General features: G+C 68.4%; 14 protein-coding genes. 13 read left to right on the forward strand and 1 reads right to left on the reverse strand.

Features of this window, described 5'->3' with window-relative positions:
• The first annotated feature begins 249 nt into the window (after positions 1-249).
• From ACFVW6_RS28565 to ACFVW6_RS28610, 10 genes are all read left to right on the forward strand, one after another.
• Positions 250-1,122: a DMT family transporter gene (locus ACFVW6_RS28565; RefSeq protein WP_378830227.1), complete on the forward strand. Its 873-nt coding sequence runs from the start codon at positions 250-252 to the stop codon at positions 1,120-1,122.
• A 42-nt stretch (positions 1,123-1,164) separates the two neighbouring features.
• Entirely contained in the window at positions 1,165-2,601 is a 1,437-nt protein-coding gene (locus ACFVW6_RS28570) for a GuaB1 family IMP dehydrogenase-related protein (RefSeq protein ID WP_378830226.1), read from the forward strand.
• A 283-nt stretch (positions 2,602-2,884) separates the two neighbouring features.
• A complete protein-coding gene (locus tag ACFVW6_RS28575) occupies positions 2,885-4,240 on the forward strand; it encodes a hemolysin family protein (protein ID WP_378830224.1) in 1,356 nt (451 codons plus the stop codon).
• Positions 4,233-5,297, forward strand: coding sequence for a hemolysin family protein (locus tag ACFVW6_RS28580; protein ID WP_355275890.1), 1,065 nt, complete (start codon positions 4,233-4,235; stop codon positions 5,295-5,297). The genes ACFVW6_RS28575 and ACFVW6_RS28580 overlap by 8 nt, the downstream gene beginning before the upstream one ends.
• A gap of 135 nt (positions 5,298-5,432) precedes the next feature.
• Positions 5,433-5,798: an ArsR/SmtB family transcription factor gene (locus ACFVW6_RS28585; RefSeq protein WP_378830223.1), complete on the forward strand. Its 366-nt coding sequence runs from the start codon at positions 5,433-5,435 to the stop codon at positions 5,796-5,798.
• Positions 5,795-6,319, forward strand: coding sequence for an SRPBCC family protein (locus ACFVW6_RS28590; protein WP_378830222.1), 525 nt, complete (start codon positions 5,795-5,797; stop codon positions 6,317-6,319). Before ACFVW6_RS28585 ends, ACFVW6_RS28590 begins: the two co-directional genes overlap by 4 nt.
• A 444-nt stretch (positions 6,320-6,763) precedes the next feature.
• Positions 6,764-8,158, forward strand: coding sequence for a toll/interleukin-1 receptor domain-containing protein (locus tag ACFVW6_RS28595; protein ID WP_378830221.1), 1,395 nt, complete (start codon positions 6,764-6,766; stop codon positions 8,156-8,158).
• Between the two features lie 670 nt (positions 8,159-8,828).
• Positions 8,829-9,815 (forward strand): hypothetical protein, encoded by a 987-nt coding sequence (locus ACFVW6_RS28600; protein ID WP_378830220.1) that lies wholly within the window; start codon positions 8,829-8,831, stop codon positions 9,813-9,815.
• Between the two features lie 832 nt (positions 9,816-10,647).
• Complete coding sequence (locus ACFVW6_RS28605; RefSeq protein ID WP_378830515.1) at positions 10,648-11,523, forward strand: 3-methyladenine DNA glycosylase; 876 nt, start codon at positions 10,648-10,650, stop codon at positions 11,521-11,523.
• A 106-nt stretch (positions 11,524-11,629) separates the two neighbouring features.
• Positions 11,630-13,507, forward strand: coding sequence for a WD40 repeat domain-containing serine/threonine protein kinase (locus ACFVW6_RS28610; protein WP_378830219.1), 1,878 nt, complete (start codon positions 11,630-11,632; stop codon positions 13,505-13,507).
• Between the two features lie 5 nt (positions 13,508-13,512).
• On the opposite strand, the gene ACFVW6_RS28615 is transcribed toward ACFVW6_RS28610, so the two are convergent.
• Positions 13,513-15,234, reverse strand: a complete 1,722-nt coding sequence (locus tag ACFVW6_RS28615; protein ID WP_378830218.1) for a BCCT family transporter — start codon at positions 15,232-15,234, stop codon at positions 13,513-13,515.
• A gap of 224 nt (positions 15,235-15,458) precedes the next feature.
• Here ACFVW6_RS28615 and ACFVW6_RS28620 point away from each other — a divergent pair, with 224 nt between their 5' ends.
• The 3 genes from ACFVW6_RS28620 to ACFVW6_RS28630 all read left to right on the forward strand — a co-directional run bounded on the left by ACFVW6_RS28620 (position 15,459) and on the right by ACFVW6_RS28630 (position 19,093).
• Positions 15,459-17,033, forward strand: a complete 1,575-nt coding sequence (locus tag ACFVW6_RS28620) for an LVIVD repeat-containing protein (protein ID WP_378830216.1) — start codon at positions 15,459-15,461, stop codon at positions 17,031-17,033.
• A complete protein-coding gene (locus ACFVW6_RS28625) occupies positions 17,030-17,650 on the forward strand; it encodes a DUF305 domain-containing protein (protein ID WP_378830215.1) in 621 nt (206 codons plus the stop codon). Before ACFVW6_RS28620 ends, ACFVW6_RS28625 begins: the two co-directional genes overlap by 4 nt.
• A 234-nt stretch (positions 17,651-17,884) precedes the next feature.
• Positions 17,885-19,093, forward strand: a complete 1,209-nt coding sequence (locus tag ACFVW6_RS28630) for a molybdopterin-binding protein (protein ID WP_378830214.1) — start codon at positions 17,885-17,887, stop codon at positions 19,091-19,093.
• The last annotated feature ends 3 nt before the right edge of the window (positions 19,094-19,096 follow it).

Raw genomic sequence — 19,096 nt, forward strand, 5'->3', positions numbered from 1 at the left:
GCGCCCCAACCGCCCCTAAACTTTCCCTGCGGGGCGGCCGTACCTTTTTTCCTCCCCCCCACGCTGCTGTTCGGGGCGCGTCGTTCCGGCGGCCTCGTCGACCCGGTGATCGGCGCCGACGGCGTGTTCACACCGTCGTCCCGAGGGCGACTCGGCCCGCGGTCACGCGGCTGATCGACGGCCGGTCGATGCGGTCGTCGGGCCGGGCGCCTCCCGGCGTCACCGCGGTCCGGCTGCCACACTGACCTGGTGACGAACCGTTCGATCGCCGCGATCGTGTGCGCCGTCGTCGCCGCGATGCTGTTCGCGGTGTCGTCGGTGGCGCAGCAGCGGGCGGCGGCCGCGGTCCCGGGGAACGCGTCGCTGGTGGGCTCGCTGCTGCGGAACAAGCGGTGGTGGGCGGCGATCGTCGGCGATATCGGCGGGTACGGCATGCAGGTGCTCGCGCTCGCCTTCGGCGCGGTGCTGGTGGTCCAGCCGATCCTGGTCAGCTCGCTGGTCTTCGCGCTGCCGCTGTCCGCGCGCTTGAACCATCAGCGGATCACCGGGCGGGCCGCCGCGACGGCGCTGGTCCTGGTGACCGCGCTCGTCTTGTTCCTCGTCATCGGCGATCCGACCGCGGGCGAGCAGACCGCACCGCTGCGAGAGTGGCTGGTGCCCTTGGCGATTCTGCTCGGCATCGTCGCGGTCGCGACGCTGGCGGGGTTCCTCGTCCGCAGCCCGGCCGAGCGGGCGCTGGCCCTCGGACTCGCCGGCGGCGCGCTGTTCGGACTGGCCGCCGCGCTCACCGACCGCGTGGTCACCCTGTTCGGTGACGGTCCGGGCAGCGTGCTCACCGGCTGGCAGACCTGGGCACTGGTCGGGTCCGGGCTGCTCGGCTTCTATCTCCAGCAGCGGGCCTACCAGGCCGGGCCGCTGTCCGCCTCGCTGCCCGCGGCGGCGGTGGCCGAACCGCTGGCCGCCGCGTTCCTCGGCCTGACCGCGCTGAACGAGCAGCTGCGCACCGACGGCCTCGGCCTGGTGGCCGTCGTGACCTGCGTCGTCGTGATGTGCGTGGCCACCGTCGTGCTGTGCCGGTCGCAGGCGGCGCCGCTCGCGGGAGCGGCCGACACCGCGCACTGAGGTGCCGCCCACGACACACCTCACACGGCTATCATCGAACGAGTGCGATTTCTTCCGGGACCCCAGCCGCCGTACGACCTGACCTACGACGACATCTTCCTCGTCCCGAACCGGACGGATGTCGCGTCCCGGTTCGATGTGGACCTGGCCAGCGTCGACGGGTCCGGCACCACCATCCCCCTCGTGGTCGCGAACATGACCGCCGTCGCGGGCAAGCGGATGGCCGAGACCGTCGCCCGCCGAGGCGGTCTCGTCGTCCTCCCCCAGGATCTGCCGATCCCCGCGGCCGCCGACACCATCGCGTTCGTGAAGAGCCGCTCGCTCACCGCCGACACCCCCGTCACCCTCGACCCCGACCACTCGGTGTCCGACGCGGTGGCGCTGATGCACAAGCGCGCGCACGGCGCGGTCGTGATCGTCGAGGACGGCAAGCCGGTCGGGGTGGTCACCGAGGCCGCCTGCGCCGATGTCGACCGGTTCGCGCGGCTGCGCGAGGTGGCGTACACCGATTTCGTTCAGGCCCCCGTCGACGAGTCGCCGCGCGAGATCTTCGACCGACTCGCCGAGGCGCACGCCCAGCTCGCCGTGCTCACCCACACCGACGGCACCCTGGCCGGCGTGATGACCCGCACCGGCGCGATCCGGGCGGGCATCTACACCCCCGCGGTCGACGCGAACGGCAAGCTGCGGGTCGCCGCCGCGGTCGGCATCAACGGTGACGTGGCCGCCAAGGCGAAGGCGCTGGCCGAGGCGGGCGCGGACGTGCTCGTCATCGACACCGCGCACGGCCACCAGGCCAAGATGCTCGAATCCCTGCGCGCGGTCGCCGATCTCGGGCTCGGCGTGCCGCTGGCGGCGGGCAATGTCGTGTCCGCCGAGGGCACCCGCGACCTGGCCGCGGCGGGCGCGAACATCATCAAGGTCGGCGTCGGCCCCGGCGCCATGTGCACCACCCGCATGATGACCGGCGTCGGCCGCCCGCAGTTCTCCGCGGTGGCCGAATGCGCCGCGGCGGCCGCGGAACTCGGCGTGCACGTATGGGCCGACGGTGGCGTGCGGCACCCGCGCGACGTCGCCCTGGCGCTGGCTGCGGGCGCGTCGAACGTGATGATCGGCTCCTGGTTCGCCGGCACCTACGAATCCCCCGGCGACCTGCGCGTCGACCGCGACGGCAATGCCTACAAGGAGAGCTTCGGCATGGCCTCCAAGCGAGCCGTGGCCGCCCGCACCGCCGCCGACAGCGGCTTCGACCGGGCCCGCAAGGCACTGTTCGAGGAGGGCATCTCCAGCTCACGGATGCGCCTGGACCCCGAGCGGCCCGGCGTCGAGGACCTCATCGACCACATCTGCTCCGGCGTGCGCAGCTCCTGCACCTACGCGGGCGCCCGCTCGCTGCCGGAGTTCCACGAGCGCGCCGTGCTCGGCGTGCAGTCCGCGGCCGGATTCGCGGAGGGACGCCCGCTGCCCAGCGGCTGGTGACGACCGACCGACGGCGGCCGATCGGGACTCCGGTTCCGGTCGGCCGCCGTCGCTTCGCCCCGCGCCGCTGACACATCATCGATGCGGACCGATTACTATGGAGTTGCCGATCTCGGCAGCGCTTTCTTCCCCACCCCGAAAGGATCCAGTTGTCACCCGCGTCCAAGGGCGCCACACAGGAGGGTTCCTCTACGGAGCCGGGTGACCAACCCGGCGTCCTCCTTTCCGCAGCGTCCGTTCGATCTCTCGATCTCCCCACGGCATCACCCGGGTGGTGCTGAGGATGTCCATCGTTCTGACCGTGCTCAGCCTGCTCGGCTTCATCGCTCTCACCCTCGGCACCGCGCTCTTCGTCGCCGCCGAGTTCTCCCTCACCGCACTGGAACGCAGCACCGTCGAGGCCGCGGCCCGCGAAGGTGATGTCCGCTCCCGGCTGGTCAAGCAGGCCCACCACACCCTGTCCTTCCAGCTCTCCGGCGCGCAGCTCGGCATCACCATCACCACCCTGATCACCGGCTTCATCGCCGAACCCGTGCTGGCCCGGCTGCTCGATCCGGTGCTGGACGCGGCGGGCCTGAGCCCGAACGCCGCGCACGGCGTCGCCCTGGTGGTGGCGCTGGTCCTGGCGACCTCGCTGTCGATGATCTACGGCGAACTCGTGCCGAAGAACATCGCCATCGCCAAGCCGATGGCCACCGCCCGGCTCACGGCGGGCCCGATGATCTGGTTCTCGGCCATGTTCAAGTGGCTGATCCGGTTCCTCAACGGCGCCGCCAACTGGATCGTGCGCAGGCTGGGCATCGAACCCGCCGAGGAACTGCGCTCGGCCCGCTCACCGCAGGAACTCGGTTCGCTGGTGCGCACCTCCGCGCTGCGCGGCGCCATGGATCAGCGCACCGCGCAGGTCATGGACCGTTCGCTGGAATTCGGTGAGCGCAGCGCCGAAGACCTGATGACACCCCGGGTGAAGGTCGAATCGCTCAACCGCGACGACACCATCGCCGACCTCATCGCCGCCTCCGCCCGCACCGGCTACTCCCGGTTCCCGGTCATCGACGGCGACCTGGACAACGCGCTCGGCGTCGTGCACGTCAAACAGGCGTTCACCCATCCGGCGCATCTGCGCAAGCAGATCCCGTTGAGCAAGCTGGCCGTCGCCGTGCCGATCGTGCCCGCGAGTCTCGACGGCGACGACGTGATGGAACGGGTCCGCGCCGACGGCATGCAGGTCGCGCTGGTCGTCGACGAGTACGGCGGCACCGCGGGCATGGTGACCATGGAGGACCTCATCGAGGAGATCCTCGGCGACGTGCGCGACGAGCACGACGAGGAGGAACGCGATGTCCGCCGGGTCTCCGACGGCTGGGACTGCTCGGGTCTGATGCGCATCGACGAGGTGTCGCGCGCGACCGGATACGAAGCGCCGGAAGGCGAGTACGAAACGCTGGGCGGTCTCGTGCTGACCCAGCTCGGCCGGATCCCGGCCACCGGCGACGAGGTGGTTCTGCCCGAATCCCGCGGTTCCGGCGGTGGCTGGATCGCCCGGGTGGAACGGATGGACGGGCGGCGCATCGACCGGGTTCGCTTGATCCCGGTCGACGCGGCGAACTTGGCGGCACGGGAGCACAACCATGGGTGACCTGTTCGGAATCGTGCTCACCGTGGTCCTGCTGGCGGCCAACGCGTTCTTCGTCGCCGCCGAGTTCGCGCTGATCTCCGCACGCCGCGACCGGCTGGAAGCGCTTGTCGCACAAGGCAAGAAGAACGCGAAGACGGTCATCGAGGCCGGTGAGAACCTGTCGATCATGCTGGCCGCGGCCCAGCTCGGCATCACCATCTGCTCGATCCTGCTGGGCCGGGTCGGGGAACCCGCGGTGGCGCATCTGCTCGAGGGCCCGTTCGAGTTGCTCGGCATGCCCGATCAGCTGCTGCACCCGATCTCGTTCACGCTCGCGCTGTCGCTGGTGGTGATCCTGCACATCCTGCTGGGCGAGATGGTGCCGAAGAACATCGCGCTGGCCGGGCCGGAACGCTCGGCGCTGCTGCTCGTGCCGATCCACCTGGTGTGGTTGCGGATCGCGCGCCCGCTCATCGCGCTGTACAACTACCTCGCCAACCTCTCGCTGCGCATGCTGCGGGTGGAACCGAAGGACGAGCTCGACGCGACGGTCTCCACGGTGGAGCTGGCCGAGATGATCGGCGAGTCCCGCTCGGAGGGGCTGCTCGACGAGGAGGAGCACCGCAGGCTCACCCAGGCGCTGGGGACCTCGGAGCGGATCGTCGGCGATGTGATGGTGCCGCTGGCGCAGGCGCGCTCGGTGCCGTTGCGCGGCAACGGCACCACCCTCGGCGACATCGAGGCCGCGGTCGGCGAGACCGGGTTCTCGCGCTATCCGGTGCGCGCCACCGACGGGTCGCTGGTCGGCTATCTGCACGTCAAGGACGTGCTGGACAAAGTCGCCGACGACACCGCCGGACCGGAGACGCAGATCCCGCGGACCGATATCCGCCCGTTGCCCACGGTCAGCTCCGGCACCACGCTGTACGAGGCGCTGGCCCGCCTGCGCCGCACCAACAGCCACCTGGGCCGGGTGGTGGACAGCCGGGGCAACACCGTCGGCGTCGTCGCACTCGAGGATCTGATCGAGGAGTTCGTCGGCACGGTGCGCGACGGTACCCACCGCCTCGCCGAATGAGTTCCGTGACAACGGATCTCGCGCACAAGTAGGTCACTCGGACACGGCTCGACCATTCGGTCGGGCCGTTTTCCGTTCCACCACCGGACCTCGTGACCCTTGACTTATTGGTAACCCATGGGTTACCAATAAGGAGTGGATGTGTTCGAGGCTCTGGCCGACCCGGTACGCCGCGACCTGCTCGTACGGCTCGCCGATTCCCCGGCGCGCGTCGTCGACCTCGCCGCGGACCACCCCATCAGCAGGCCCGCGATCAGCAAGCACCTGCGTGCCCTGACCGAGGCGGGCCTGGTCGAGGCCGAACCACACGGCCGCGAACGTCACTACCGCCTGGCCCCGGCGGGACTCAGCCCGCTGTGGACCTACCTGGAACAGCTGCGCCCGGCCCGCCTGCCGATCCCGGAACACGCGCTCGACGGCCTGGACCTCGAGGTCCGCCGCACGACCCGCGAGCGCAGGGCCACCCCCGGCGCCGCTACCGACAAGGAGCAGACAGCATGACCATTCCCACCGCGACCGGCCACCGCCGCGACTACGCCGACGGCACCTACTGCGAATGGACACGCACCTTCCGCGCCCCGATCGAGGACGTCTGGGCGGCCGTCACCGAACCGGAACGCCTCGCGCGCTGGCTCGGCACCTGGACCGGCGACCCGGCCGAGGGCGAGGTGAAGTTCCAGATGCTCTTCGAGGGCGAGATGCCCGCCGAACGCTTCCACATCGACGAATGCGACGCCCCGCGCCGACTGCGGATCACCACCTCCATGCCCTACGACGCCGAGAACCCCGAACACTGGCAGCTGCGCCTCGATCTCACCGAGGAAGGGGGCGTCACCACCCTCACCTTCGCCCAGAACGTCCCCGACCCCACGATGGCCGAGGGTGTCGGCCCCGGCTGGGACTACTACCTCGACCGCCTGGTCGCCGCCGAGACCGACCGCGATCCGGCCACCGTCCTTTTCGACGACTACTTCCCTGCCCTGTCCGAGCACTACCGCAAGGAATTCGGCCTCACCGCCTGACCACCGGCTCCCGGGTCACCGGCTACCTCGGCGTCTCCTGTCCGACCGCCGAGCAAGAGGTGGGCCATCGCCGACGTCACGACGCGGTAGACGAACACCGCGGGCACGACGACCAGAAGCACCACCCGGAGCCCTACGGCGAGGGCGGCGGCCAGCCCGTCGCGGCCCGGTCGTCGATTGCCTCTTCACCTAATAGCGTTCGTAGTTTCCCTTGTGTAGCTGAGCGCTCCGCCGCCGCGAGTTCGGCCATGTCGCCACGAAGTCGGCGCTGCAGTCCTGGACATCGTCACCCGTGCTCGACTGCGTGATGGCGCTCGGGGCCGTCATGTTCCCAACAGAAACCGAACTCCCTCGGACTGCACCGGCACTGCCAGGCGACCCTTCTCTGCCAGGTATGGGTCGGTCATAATTTGGATGGGAAGGGGCTCGGGCGAAGGGGACAGTATGGCGTCGATGCTACCCACAACCAGGGTGTTCTTGAGCTACCGGCGCGAGGATACCCAGCATGTCGCCGGCCGTCTCTTCGACCGCTTGACCGATCGATTGGGCGCCGACCAGGTCTTCATGGACATCGACTCCATCGAACCGGGCGTCGACTTCACCGAGACAGTTGCAGACGCCATCGGACGTTGCAGCGTACTTCTTGCGCTCGTAGGAAAGCGCTGGGTTTCAGCGACAGACGCGGAAGGCCGCCGTCGGCTCGACTCTCCTGACGATCTTGTCGTCGCCGAGATCGCGGCAGCGCTGGCACGAGGCATTCGGGTGATCCCGGTGCTGGTCGACGACGCCGTGATGCCCCGGCGAGCAGAGCTTCCGGCAGCTGTGGAAGCGCTGGCGTATCGCAATGCGGTTCGCCTTCGACACGAGTCATTCCGCTCCGACGCCACGATCCTGCTCGACACTCTCGAAAAGATTGTCCGATCGACACCACCACTCACCGAGCGGCGCGGACCAACCAATTCACCTGCACGCACCACAACGCAGGGACTGCCGATTCCGGTCACACCAAACGCAGGTAGAGCGCGGCGCCCTGGCACCGAACCGATGGGATCACCTCCCAACAACCACCAGGAGATCTACCAACAATTGCGGACGTGGGCCAGCCAGCAGAAGTGGTTTGCCAACTTCGAGGTCGAAGGCAATACTGTGCGCCTCGCAGTAAGAGATCGCACGAATGACGCCGTGAGGTTCACGTTCACGGCTACAACCGGATTGAGCGGCAAGCTGCGGGCAAACGTCAAAGGTGGCGAACGTCCCGATATGACAAGGGAATTGAGGCTGGCACCTTATCACCGCACTCGCCTGTACTACGACGTTCGGATAGCAGGATCAATGTTTCGACTGGTCGTCGATCGGGGGGAGATGAAGGATCGATGGGGGGCGTTCAGAAGAATCATTCTGATCGCAGACGGATGCGAGATCTACAACCACTCCTTCCATCCACTTCGCCGCCCGCCGTTCGCAGGCCCACCGCTTTCCCCAACGGCGCTGCGTACTGCCGAGGCGCTGTGGCAGTTCGGCATATACCCAGGAATCCAGACCTTTCCAAACATTCCGTCCGCCAAGGAAGCCGCTGCGCGTCAGTATCTCGACATCCCACCGGACGAGACCATTCTGTGCATCGTCGCCCGCAACCACGGCGTGGATGGCCCAGAGTGCGCGGTGTTCGCTGAGCGGGGAGTGTACGAAAAGGTCATCGCACACACGTGCCTAACCGACTACGCGTACATACATTCGATTCATCCGCGGTCCGCTGTGGGCTTTCACGATACGCGGGTTCCGGAAGTCGTTATCGACGAGATGGCCGCCGCTGCCGGGGTCGCATGGGCTGGTAGCTGAGGGTGTAGTGCTCAGGCGAGTTCACCACCGCCTTACCGCTATCGACCAGGATGTTTTGGAACCATTCCCGCTACGGGGCAGAGCGCACCGACACCATCGTCGCGCGATGGCGAGCGACGGCCAAAGCCGCTACCAGCTGATAGCCGCACAAGCGTCGGCCGGCTCGCCACCACCTTGGGCATCCCGGCGCCGAATCATTCGCACTCAGGCGCAATCATCGGCCCCGCCATCACCTGAACTAGCAAACCTCGAGGTGAGGTAGCCGGCTACTCGCGCGATGCTTGTCGGGGCGCGCAATTGTAAGCAGTGCAGAGATCGAGAGCCGGCTCGCGGGGCGGCAACGCTCGGCCGGAGGAAGGAGCACACTATGCGCGGCAACCTCGCTACGGAGCGTGGCGGGCGGTTCTGAGAAACGGCTACGCCACGGACCGAGGCAGCGCGCATCGTTCATGCGAAGTCAGTTCCGCCGATGTCACGTGGCGGATTTTCACGACAGCGCTGCACGGACGCGCCAGAATCCCGGGCCCGTACGGATTCTGCGAGGCCGATGACGAACTAGCCGAGGATGGTTGCGACAAGAATCATGTATTGGTCACCTGACTCCGAGATTGATAACCACCTCCTCTAGACATCATCATCTCAGGCTGAGATAACCTTGAATCGAGGAGTCATGATCAATTGTAAGTCAATCACGGACCTGGTGCTGAAACCGGTCGAACGCATCGATACTTATACCGAACGCGTGTGCAGCGAAGTATCCGAGACCATCGAGCGATGGGAGGAAAGGTTCGAGCAGCAATGCAAAGAAGTCGGTCACAGCGTATGCAGCTGGTTTCCGTGGCCGATATCGGAGGTGTGCGATTGGGTCACAGAAATTGTCTGCACCGTGGTCAGCGTCTCCGTCAAGATTATCGAAATCGTGGTTCAGACAGTCTGTTCCATCGTGCGTCACACGATCCGGACGATAACATGGGTGGTCGAACCCGCATGCTTCGTCGTCGACTTCCTCACGAACTGGGCGCTGATCATCTTGTCGTTCCTGATCAATATTGTAGACTTTTTGCTCTGCATGGCATTCGGAATCGGACCACTGAAGCATATGCATGCAACTGTCACTGTACTCGCCGGGCCGGATGGACAGCCGGTTGCCGATATGGCCCATGTCGACGACGTAGTCAGCGAGGCGCGTAAGTTGATTCGCCAGAGCTTCGATGTCAGATTGTCGATCGGCTCGACAAAGATTGTTCAAGTTCCGAAAGATCGGCTTGACGTAACCGCATGCGACTCTGGACAACTCTTCTCATCAGAAGCGATCGATCTCACGAATGAAGGCTCAGGAGAAGTGTTCGGCGACATCATCGAGGATGTTGGCCGGTGGGGGCTGACTGGACTGATATATCCCACGCTTCACATGATCTTCATACGTTCAATTATCGAGGGCAACGACGCTGGATGCCATTTGCCCGGGACCGACTATGTGATAGTCGATCACGACTCCAGCGGATTAGTACTTGCACATGAGGTCGGACACGCCGGCACCCTATGGCACTCATCGGATGAGGCCAACCTGATGCACTCCCACGTGACCGACAACAATGTCACGAGGTTTCAAGTGTGCCAGTTCCGCGCTTCCCGATTCGTCGGATACCTGCCATGAACCGTGCAGGCCGGTCCGCGGCCGAGAACGCGGTAGGGATCGGCTCGCTCGATGGGCCCTACAACCGGTGGGAGAGGTCGAGACTCAGGCGCCTCACGGATGTGCAAACGGCGAGGAGCGCAGGAACCCAACCGACGTCAGACGGACGAGCGATCGGGTCGTTGTCCGAATTGGATTCGGCTATGCCCTTGACCCGATCCGATCGAATCGTGACCGAGGGAAGCTGCGACATACCTGCGGGTTCGGCCCAGCTCCTCAACTCCCTCCTCTCGGAATGCGGTTGCAGAGGGGGCGAAAAGGCTTCGCTGGCAGGCCTCGCGATCGGATCTGGAGCGGCGTGGCGGTTGAGAGGCCGAAAGAGTGCATGGAAAACGGTCTTGTCGACCGCTGTGGTTGGCGCCGTGATAGGCAAAGCATCGGCACGGTACATGGCCCTGCGGCGCGCCAATTCAATCGCGCGAACCCTTATCAAAGGAACCGTTCTCGATAGGTAATACTCGATGCACACCAGGGTGAAGTGGACCTCCGAAGTGGGCTAGCGCGGTACCTATTTGAGGTACCGGAGCAGATGACACATTGTGGGTTGTCGTGGTCAGCGCGTTTATGGCAGCTCACTGCCGCAGCGACGGGACGGAGCCGACTACACAGACCTTCTCGACGACCCACTGAGTTGAACTCGTGTCGAACCAGTGTCGAAAGTCGATTCTCAGCATCCCGGTACCGGGTGGGCGAGGTGAATCATGGTCCCACACCGGGGTGGGTCGATGGCTACTCTGAGGTACGGGACAATGACTACGTGAGCACGCACGACGACCTCGACTACGCGCTCGACCTGCGGGTATTGCCGCGGGTCGAGTGGCAGTCAGCCGCGCGGGCACATGAGGAACGCCTCGACCGGCTGGTCGGACCCTACCTCGAACGGCGTGCGGCGGGCACCACGCATCCGGTCATCGATTTTCTGTTCACGTACTACGGCAACAAGCCCGCGCAGTTGCGGCGCTGGCATCCGGGCTTCGGCATCGCGCTGGGTGAGGCGCGCGATTACGCGGGGGCCCGGGGCTATCACCAGGTCGGCGTCGATACCTATACCGCCGATCCGGAGTACCTGGCGAAACGACGCGACACGATCGCGTTTGTCGACCGGTTGCTGGGCGCGACCGCGCAGCGCCCCACGCACCTGTCGTGCTTCGGACTGCACGAGTGGGCGATGGTCTACCGCACCGACGATGTCCGCCATCAGCAGGTGCCGCTGCGTCTGGGACACGCGGGTACGGACGCAGTGGTCGAGTCGATGTCGTTGCGCTGCACCCACTTCGACGCGTTCCGCTTCTTCACCCCCGACGCCGTCGGCCGCAACGCCGAACCCCTCACCCGCGCCGACCAGGTGCAGCGGGAACAACCCGGCTGCCTGCACGCCAACATGGATCTCTACAAGTGGAGCTTCAAGCTCGCTCCGCTGATCCCCTCCGATCTCCTGCTGGACTGCTTCGAACTCGCCTGCACCGCACGCGAACTCGATATGCGCGCCAGCCCGTACGATCTGCGCGCGTTCGGCTACGAGCCGGTGCGCATCGAAACACCCAGCGGCCGCGCCGACTACGTGCGGGCGCAGGCCGCCGTGGCCGAAGCGGCCGACCTCCTGCGCACCCGGCTGCGGCGCGCCTGCGCAGAGCTGTCGACCGCGCTGGAGACGCGCACGCCGCACTGATCGCCGCCGCCGCGCGGCCGGCGGCCGTCGCGCGCAATGCCGGTGTACTACATTCTTTCTCGGTCGCGGCGTGGCGTGGCGGGGACGGCGATCGAAGGAGTGGGACGTGCCGTTGGCAGCGGGGGCGGTATTCGCCGGGTACACCATCGAGCGCATGCTGGGCGCGGGCGGCATGGGCGTGGTGTACCTGGCCCGGCATCCCCGGCTCGACCGCCGGGTCGCGTTGAAGGTACTCAACGACTCGTTCGCCGCCGACCCGCACGCCAGGGCCGCCTTCGACCGCGAGGCCGCGGTGGCGGCAGGCCTCGATCACCCGAACATCGTGGCGGTGCACGACCGCAGCGCCCCGGACGATGCCGCGCTGTGGCTGGCCATCCGCTATGTCGACGGTGGCGACGTCGCCGCGGTGATCGACGCCGCGCCGGGCGGCATCGCCGTCGACCGGGCGGTGCGGCTGCTCACCGACGCCGCCCACGCCCTCGATTTCGCGCACCGCAACGGGGTGCTGCACCGCGACGTCAAACCGGCGAACCTGCTGGTCGAACACGATCCGCGGCACGGGGAACGCGCCCTGCTCACCGATTTCGGCATCGCCAGGTCGCTGGACGGTACCCAGACCAGATCGGGGGTGTCGGCGACCCTCGCCTATGTCGCACCGGAACGGTTTTCCGCCGAGCCGACCGACCATCGCGCCGACATCTATTCGCTCGGCTGCACCCTCTACGAGCTCCTCACCGGGAAGAAGCCGTTCGACGGCCGCGACGACTACGCGCTCATCGGGGCACATCTCAACGAGCAGCCAACGCCACCCCGCGACCGTCGCGGTGACCTCCCGGCCGGGTTGGACGCCGTCCTGACCACGGCATTGGCGAAGCGGCCCGCCGATCGATTCCCGACGTGCCTCGCCTTCGCCGACGCGGTGGCGCGGGCGGTGGCTCCGGCGGCGCCGACCGTGGTCCGCGGCGAGGCCCGGACCACACCGCGGCCACCGGCTCGCACCGCGCGGCGCGGCACGGCGAGCACCGCCCGACCGGTCGCGACCACCCGGACGGCGCCCATCGTCGTCGCCCGCCCGCGCCCCGGGCTCAGCGCTCCGGTGAACGCGGTCGCGTTCAGCCCCGACAGCGCTGTGCTCGCCACCACCGCCGACGGGCCGGACGGCGACGGTCACCTCCAGCTCTCCGACACCCGCACCGGTGCGCCGATCGGTGCGCTGCTGCGCGACACCGACATCCCTATCCAGGCACTGGCTTTCAGCCCGCAAGGCACGCTGCTCGCCGCCGGCGGCGACGGTGTTCAGCTGTGGGATCCGCGCGCCGGGCACATCGTGCAGCGACCGATGGTGCACCGCCCAGACCTGGTCACCGCACTCGCGTTCGGACCCGAGGGCACCGTGCTCGCGATCGGAACCTGCCGTGGGCGCGTCGAGCTGTGGAACACCCGGACGGCGAGCCCGATCGGGCCGCCGATCACCGGGCGGATCACCGAGGTGAACTCCGTGGCGTTCGGTCCCGACGCCGCGCTGCTCGCGATCGGGGGCACCTCCCCGGTGTGGAAACGCAGGCCGGTGCAGGTGTGGCGACCGGCGATCGGCGAACCGGACAGCCGGGCCCTGCCCGGGCTCCCGTCGAAGGTCACCTCGGTGGCCTTCAGCCCTGACGGAGCGCTGCTCGCCGTCGGCGGCGGCGACGGCACCGTCTGCCTCCTCCACCTCGACCCCTCGGTCCGGGCAGTCCAGCAGACCTGGATCCACTCGCACACCGACACGGTGCAATCGGTGGCCTTCAGCCCGGACGGCGCCCTGCTGGCGGTCGGCGGCGACGACGCGCTGGTCCGGCTCTGGGATGTCCGGACGGTGCAGCCGTACCGCGCGCCTCTGCTGTGTCCGGCCGACACGCTCGCGTTCAGCCCCGACGGCACCCTCCTCGCGACCGGGGGTGCCGGGCCGACCCACCTGTGGCAGGTCGGCAACCTGCCGGACTGATCGGGTCAGCGCGCGGCCACGCCGCCCTGCTCGTCGTCCTCGGTGGGTTCGGTGACCAGGGCGAAGTCGCCGTCGTGCTGTTCGGTGCCCTTGTCCACGGCGATCTCGACGAGTTCGATGCCACGGTCGGCGCGGACGATCAGCGGGTCTTCGCGCAGGTCCTTGTAGAGCGAGACGCACATCGCGGCCATCACCACCAGGAACGGCAGCGAGACCACGGTGGTCAGGGCCTGCAGGCCGGTGAGCGCGCCCCCGAGGTCGTCGGAATCGGCGATGACCAGCATGATCGCGGCGACGGCGCCGGTCGCGGCGCCCCAGAAGATGACGATCGGGCGGGACGGTTCGATGCTGCCGCGTTCGGACAGGGTGCCCATCACGATCGAGGCCGCGTCGGCGCCGGAGACGAAGAAGATGCCGACCAGGATCATCACGACCACCGTGGTGACCGAGGTGAGCGGGTACTGGTCCAGCAGGTGGAACAGCGCGAAGTCCGAATCGACGGTGCCATTGGGTTCGGTGAGATCGCCGTGCTCGGCCTGTTCGGCGATGCCCGCGCCGCCGAAGATCGCGAACCACAGCAGGCTGACCGCGCTCGGTACCAGCAGCACGCCGGTGACGAACTGGCGGATCGTGCGGCCGCGGCTGATCCGCGCGATGAACATGCCGACGAACGGGGTCCACGAGATCCACCAGGCCCAGTAGAAGATCGTCCAGCTCGACAGCCACTGCTGCATCGCCTCGTCACCGGCGCCGGTGCGCGAGGCCATCGTCGGCAGCATTTCCACGTAGTCGCCGATGGAGGTCGGCACCATGTTCAGGACGAACAGGGTCGGCCCGGCGACGAAGACGAACGCCGCGATCGCCAGCGCCAGCACCATATTGATGTTGGACAGCCACTGGATGCCGCGTTCCACCCCGGAGACCGCCGACAGCACGAACGCGACGGTCAGGCCGGAGATGATAGCGACCAGGCCGACCTTGCCGATGCCGTCGATCCAGCCGTTGAACTCCATGCCCGCACCGATCTGCAGGGCGCCGAGACCGAGCGAGGCCGCCGAGCCGAACAGGGTCGCGAAGATCGCCATCATGTCGATGGCGCGCCCGCCGATTCCGTCGGCGTGGCGGCCGAGCAGGGGCCGGAACACCGCGGAGATCAACTGCGAGCGGCCTTTCCGGAAGGTGCCGTAGGCGATGGCCAGGCCCGCCACCGCGTAGATCGCCCACGGGTGCAGCGTCCAGTGGAACAGCGTGGTGGCCATGGCGACCTCGGCGGCGGCCGGGGAACCGGGCTCGGCGGTGTGCGGCGGCGGAGTCACGAAGTGCGACAACGGTTCCGCCACGCCCCAGAACATCAGGCCGATGCCCATGCCCGCGCTGAACATCATCGCGATCCAGGAGACGGTGCGGAATTCGGGCTTCTCGTCGTCGGCGCCGAGCGGGATCCGGCCGTAGCGGCTGACCGCCAGCCAGATCACGAAGACGACGAAAGTCGTGGCCACCAGGACAAACAACCAGCCGGTATTGGTGATGACCCATTTCTGCGCGGTGCCCGCCGCCGAGGCCAGGCTCTCGTCGTCGAGCACACCCCAGGCGACGAAGGCGAGGGCGCCGATCGCGGTGGCGCAGAAGACGAACAGATCGATCCGGGACTTCCCCGGCGATCGACCGGCTACCGGGCTCCCGTCCGCGTCCGCGTCACCGGACCTGCCTACGACATCGTTCGACATGGAATCCGAGTCCTTTCCGGTCGCGGAAGACGGCCCTGACAGACACGCAGTCGTAACGCAGGCAACCGTACAGCGTTCCTCCGCCCGGGTGGGGGACCCGACTCGCCGGTCGAGCGGCCGTTCGGCGAAATCGCCCCCGCGGTGGGGTCGCCCGACTTACCATCCAAAGCAGCGAACTACTGTCTGAGTCAGTTCGGGTCGCGGGGCATGATCGGGAGGCAAGGATGCGCGCACGGTCGGGACGGTCGGTCCTGCGATTCACGGCGTCGGCGGCGGTCGCGGTGCTGGTGGCGATGGGGGTGCCCGCGGGTTCGGCAGCGGACCCGTTCGCGGATCTCACCGGTGCGGTGCAGGAATTCCTCGATGTCGGGCGAACGTCGGTGCCACGCGCCGACTGTGGGCCGGGCTCGCTGCCCGAGACCGGGATGCAGGGCGACGTGCCCGCCGGTGACCGAGACAGTGGACGCAGCACCCAGGGGTACCGCTGCAATATGTCGATGGTCGGCAACTATCAGGGGCGCGGCGCAGGCATCACCTCGACCAGTTTCGAGCACTGCGCCTACGTCGGCACGTTCTTCCCCGGCAACATGCTCAGCGAACAGCAGGGCGTGCAGGTGCTCGACGTGTCCGATCCGGCGAATCCCCGGCGCACCGCGACGCTCACCGAACCCGCCATGCTGGCCGGGACCTGGGAGACGTTGAAGGTCAACACCACTCGCAAGCTGCTGGTCGGCACCGGGGTCCCGGTCGGGATCGGCGCCGGCTACCTGTCGGTCTACGACATCTCCGACTGCGCGCACCCGCGCCTGCTCAATCCCGGCACCGGCTCGAATCTGCTGATGCCGCTGCCGATCACGACGCACGAGGGCGGCTTCTCCCCCGACGGGCGCACCTACTGGGCCTCCGGGATCGCGCCGGGATTCCTGAGCGCGATCGATCTCACCGACCCCGCGCAGCCACGGGTGGTCTGGCAGGGACTGACCGGCATCGAGGCGCACGGCCTCGGGGTGAGCCCGGACGGCAACCGGCTCTACATCTCCGCGCTCGGTGGTTTCACCGTGCTCGATGTGAGCGCCGTGCAGCGGCGCGACCCGAATCCGCAGGTGCCCCACCTGGGCCGGACGTTCTGGACCGACGGGTGGGCCACCCAGCACAGCGTGCCGGTGACCTACGACGGCGTCCCGCACGTCTTCACCGTCGACGAAGGGGGTTCCGGCGGCGTGAAGCTCATCGACGTGTCCGTCGACGGTGACCCGAATATCAGGGCGAAGATCAAGCTGGAGATCAACCTGCCGCACAACATCGACGCCAATGTCGGGTCGTCCATGGGTGGTTCGGCGTTCTCCTACGAATCGCACTACTGCGCGGCCGATCGGCCCGACGATCCGACGGCGCTGGCGTGCGGGTGGATCTCCTCGGGAATCCGGGTGTTCGACGTGCGCGACCCGGACGCGATCCGCGAGATCGCGTATTTCAATCCGCCCGCCAGGACCGGCCGCAACCTGGAGGTCTGGAACTCGCCGCACGCGCTGGCCTCGATCGTCGGCGTTCCGGTGATGAGCGCCCCCGCGGCGCTGCGGGCGATGGCCGAGGGGCTGTTCGATCCCGCGCAGGTGCTGACCTCGCGCGCGGGCGACATCGCCTTCGGTGACATGTCGAGCGACTGGTGCTTCTCGCCGCCGGAATGGCGGGGCGACCAGCTCTATGTCACCTGCTCCGACAACGGGTTCATGGTGCTGCAGCTCGACAACGCGGTGTATTCGCCGCCGGCGGATCAGCAGTCCACGGTGGGGTCGTGAGGACGGGTCGCGTGCTGCGGGTCGCCGCGCTCGCCGCCGCCGCGCTGTTCCTGCTGGTGCTCGGCGCGGCCCTGCGGCCGCTGCTGATCGCCGAGACCGCCACGCCCGCACCGGTGCTCGACGCGGTCGAGCTGGGTTTCGTCCAGGACATGACCGCCCACCATCAGCAGGCGCTGATCCTGGTCGAACGGCTCGACCCCGCCGCCGATCCGTCCGTGCGCAAGATGGCCGAGCAGATCGCCGACGTCCAGCGGGTGGAGATCGGCACCCTGCTCGGCTGGACCCAGCTCGCCGGCGCGGCCCCGACCTCCGCGCGACCGATGGCCTGGATGGCGAATTCCGGCGGACACCACCATGATTCGACGGCGGCGATGCCGGGCATGGCCACCACCGCCGACCTCGACGCCCTGTCCGCCGCGCGCGGCGCCGACGCCGAAACCCTGTTCCTGCAACTGATGTATCGGCACCACTCGGGCGGCGTCACCATGGCCCGCGCCGCCGACGCCCTGCTCACCTCGGGTCCGGTGAAACAGGCCGCCCGCGCCATGGCGCAGTCCCAGAGCCAGGAGATGGGCTACCTCGGGATGCTCCTGGACGCCCGGGGAGTCCGCCCCTGAACCACCCGGCGCCGTCGGCGTCGCGTCGCTACGATGCGCTCGAGCCCGGCCGCGGAACGCCCGGGTCGATGACGGTCCGTCCGACGGTGATGTGTCCGAATCCGCACGAGCGTGGCCCGGACCGGGTGAGCACAACGTCATCGTGGGGCAACTGCCCAGAAAATCGCAGGCAATGGCTGATGCGGACGATGTGTCGGATTGCCGGTGAATTGTGGGCGGAGGCTGGACGTGGTGGTGAGCGCGCGAGCGGGCGTGGTTGTTCCGGCCGTGGGATGTGGGCTGGCCGAGGTGCGGGCCCGGATCGCCGCGCGCCTGCTGCCGATCGGCGTGCGCGAGCTACCCGTGGCCGACGCGATCGGCGCCACCCTGGCCACCGCGCTGACGACCGGCGGCCCGCTCCCCCGGGTGGACAGCGCGGCGATGGACGGCTACGCCGTCGCGGGCCCTGGGCCGTGGTGGAGCCTCCACCAGCAGGTCAGGTACGCCGGACGCAGCTGCTCGGTGGTGCTCGCGCCCGGTGAGGCGGTGCGCATCGCCACCGGCGCCGCCACTCCGCTCGGCACCACCGCCACCCTGCGCGACGAACACGTGGTGACGACCACCGTCTCCGGCAAGCCGGTGGTCATGCGCGCGCCCGGCGCCCCCGTCCGCGACGACACCCGCCGCCAGGGCGAGCACTGGGACAGCGGGGTCCAGCTGGCGAGCGCGGGCACGCGGGTCTCGGCCGCGCTGGCCTCCGCGGCGCTGAGCGCCGAAGCCGAGACCGTCACGGTGCGTGGTCCGCTGCGCGCCGACGTGGTGATGACCGGCGACGAGATCCGCGCGGTCGGCCCGCTCGGCGCGAACGAGACCAGGGACTCGCTCGGCCCGGTGCTGCCCCAGTTCCTGCGCTGCTGCGATATCGAGAGCACCGGGCTGTGGCATCTCGCCGACGGCGAAGACCTGCTGCGCTCCTGGCTGACCCTGAAATCCCACGCCGACCTGGTGGTGATGGTCGGGGCGACCGGGCGCGGCGCGGCCGACCATCTGCGCGCCCTGCTGGCCGACCTGGGCGCCCGGATCGTGGTCGAGCGCGCCGCCATCCGGCCGGGCGGCTCCACCCTGGTGGCCCAGCTCCCCGACGGCCGGGTGCTGCTCGGCCTGCCCGGCAACCCGTTCGCGGCGATCGCGGCCCTGCTCGCCATCGGCCCCGCCGTCGTCGACGCCCTCACCCAGCGCACCCCCGGACCCACCATGTGGGGCAGGCTCTCGGACGCGGGCGTGCTCGAGGGCGCCTCGACCCGGCTGGTCCCCATCCAGCAGCAGACCGGGGGCGTGTGGCGCAGTACCGGTCCAGCGCACACCCCCCACCTGGCCGGGCTCATCGGCTGCCAGGCACTCGCCGTCCTCCCGCCCGGCACCGGCCGGGGCACACTGGTCGAACTGCTGCCGCTCCCCTACTGATCC

The organism is Nocardia sp. NPDC058244, assembly GCF_042882065.1.
Taxonomy (GTDB): Bacteria; Actinomycetota; Actinomycetes; order Mycobacteriales; family Mycobacteriaceae; genus Nocardia.

Excerpts from the sequence above, each read along its gene's own strand:
- ACFVW6_RS28600 (WP_378830220.1), top strand. The coding sequence starts at position 8,829 with ATGATCAATTGTAAGTCAATCACGGACCTGGTGCTGAAACCGGTCGAA.
- ACFVW6_RS28595 (WP_378830221.1), top strand. The coding sequence starts at position 6,764 with ATGGCGTCGATGCTACCCACAACCAGGGTGTTCTTGAGCTACCGGCGC.
- ACFVW6_RS28580 (WP_355275890.1), top strand. The coding sequence starts at position 4,233 with ATGGGTGACCTGTTCGGAATCGTGCTCACCGTGGTCCTGCTGGCGGCC.
- ACFVW6_RS28615 (WP_378830218.1), bottom strand. The coding sequence starts at position 15,234 with ATGTCGAACGATGTCGTAGGCAGGTCCGGTGACGCGGACGCGGACGGG.
- ACFVW6_RS28620 (WP_378830216.1), top strand. The coding sequence starts at position 15,459 with ATGCGCGCACGGTCGGGACGGTCGGTCCTGCGATTCACGGCGTCGGCG.
- ACFVW6_RS28590 (WP_378830222.1), top strand. The coding sequence starts at position 5,795 with ATGACCATTCCCACCGCGACCGGCCACCGCCGCGACTACGCCGACGGC.
- ACFVW6_RS28575 (WP_378830224.1), top strand. The coding sequence starts at position 2,885 with ATGTCCATCGTTCTGACCGTGCTCAGCCTGCTCGGCTTCATCGCTCTC.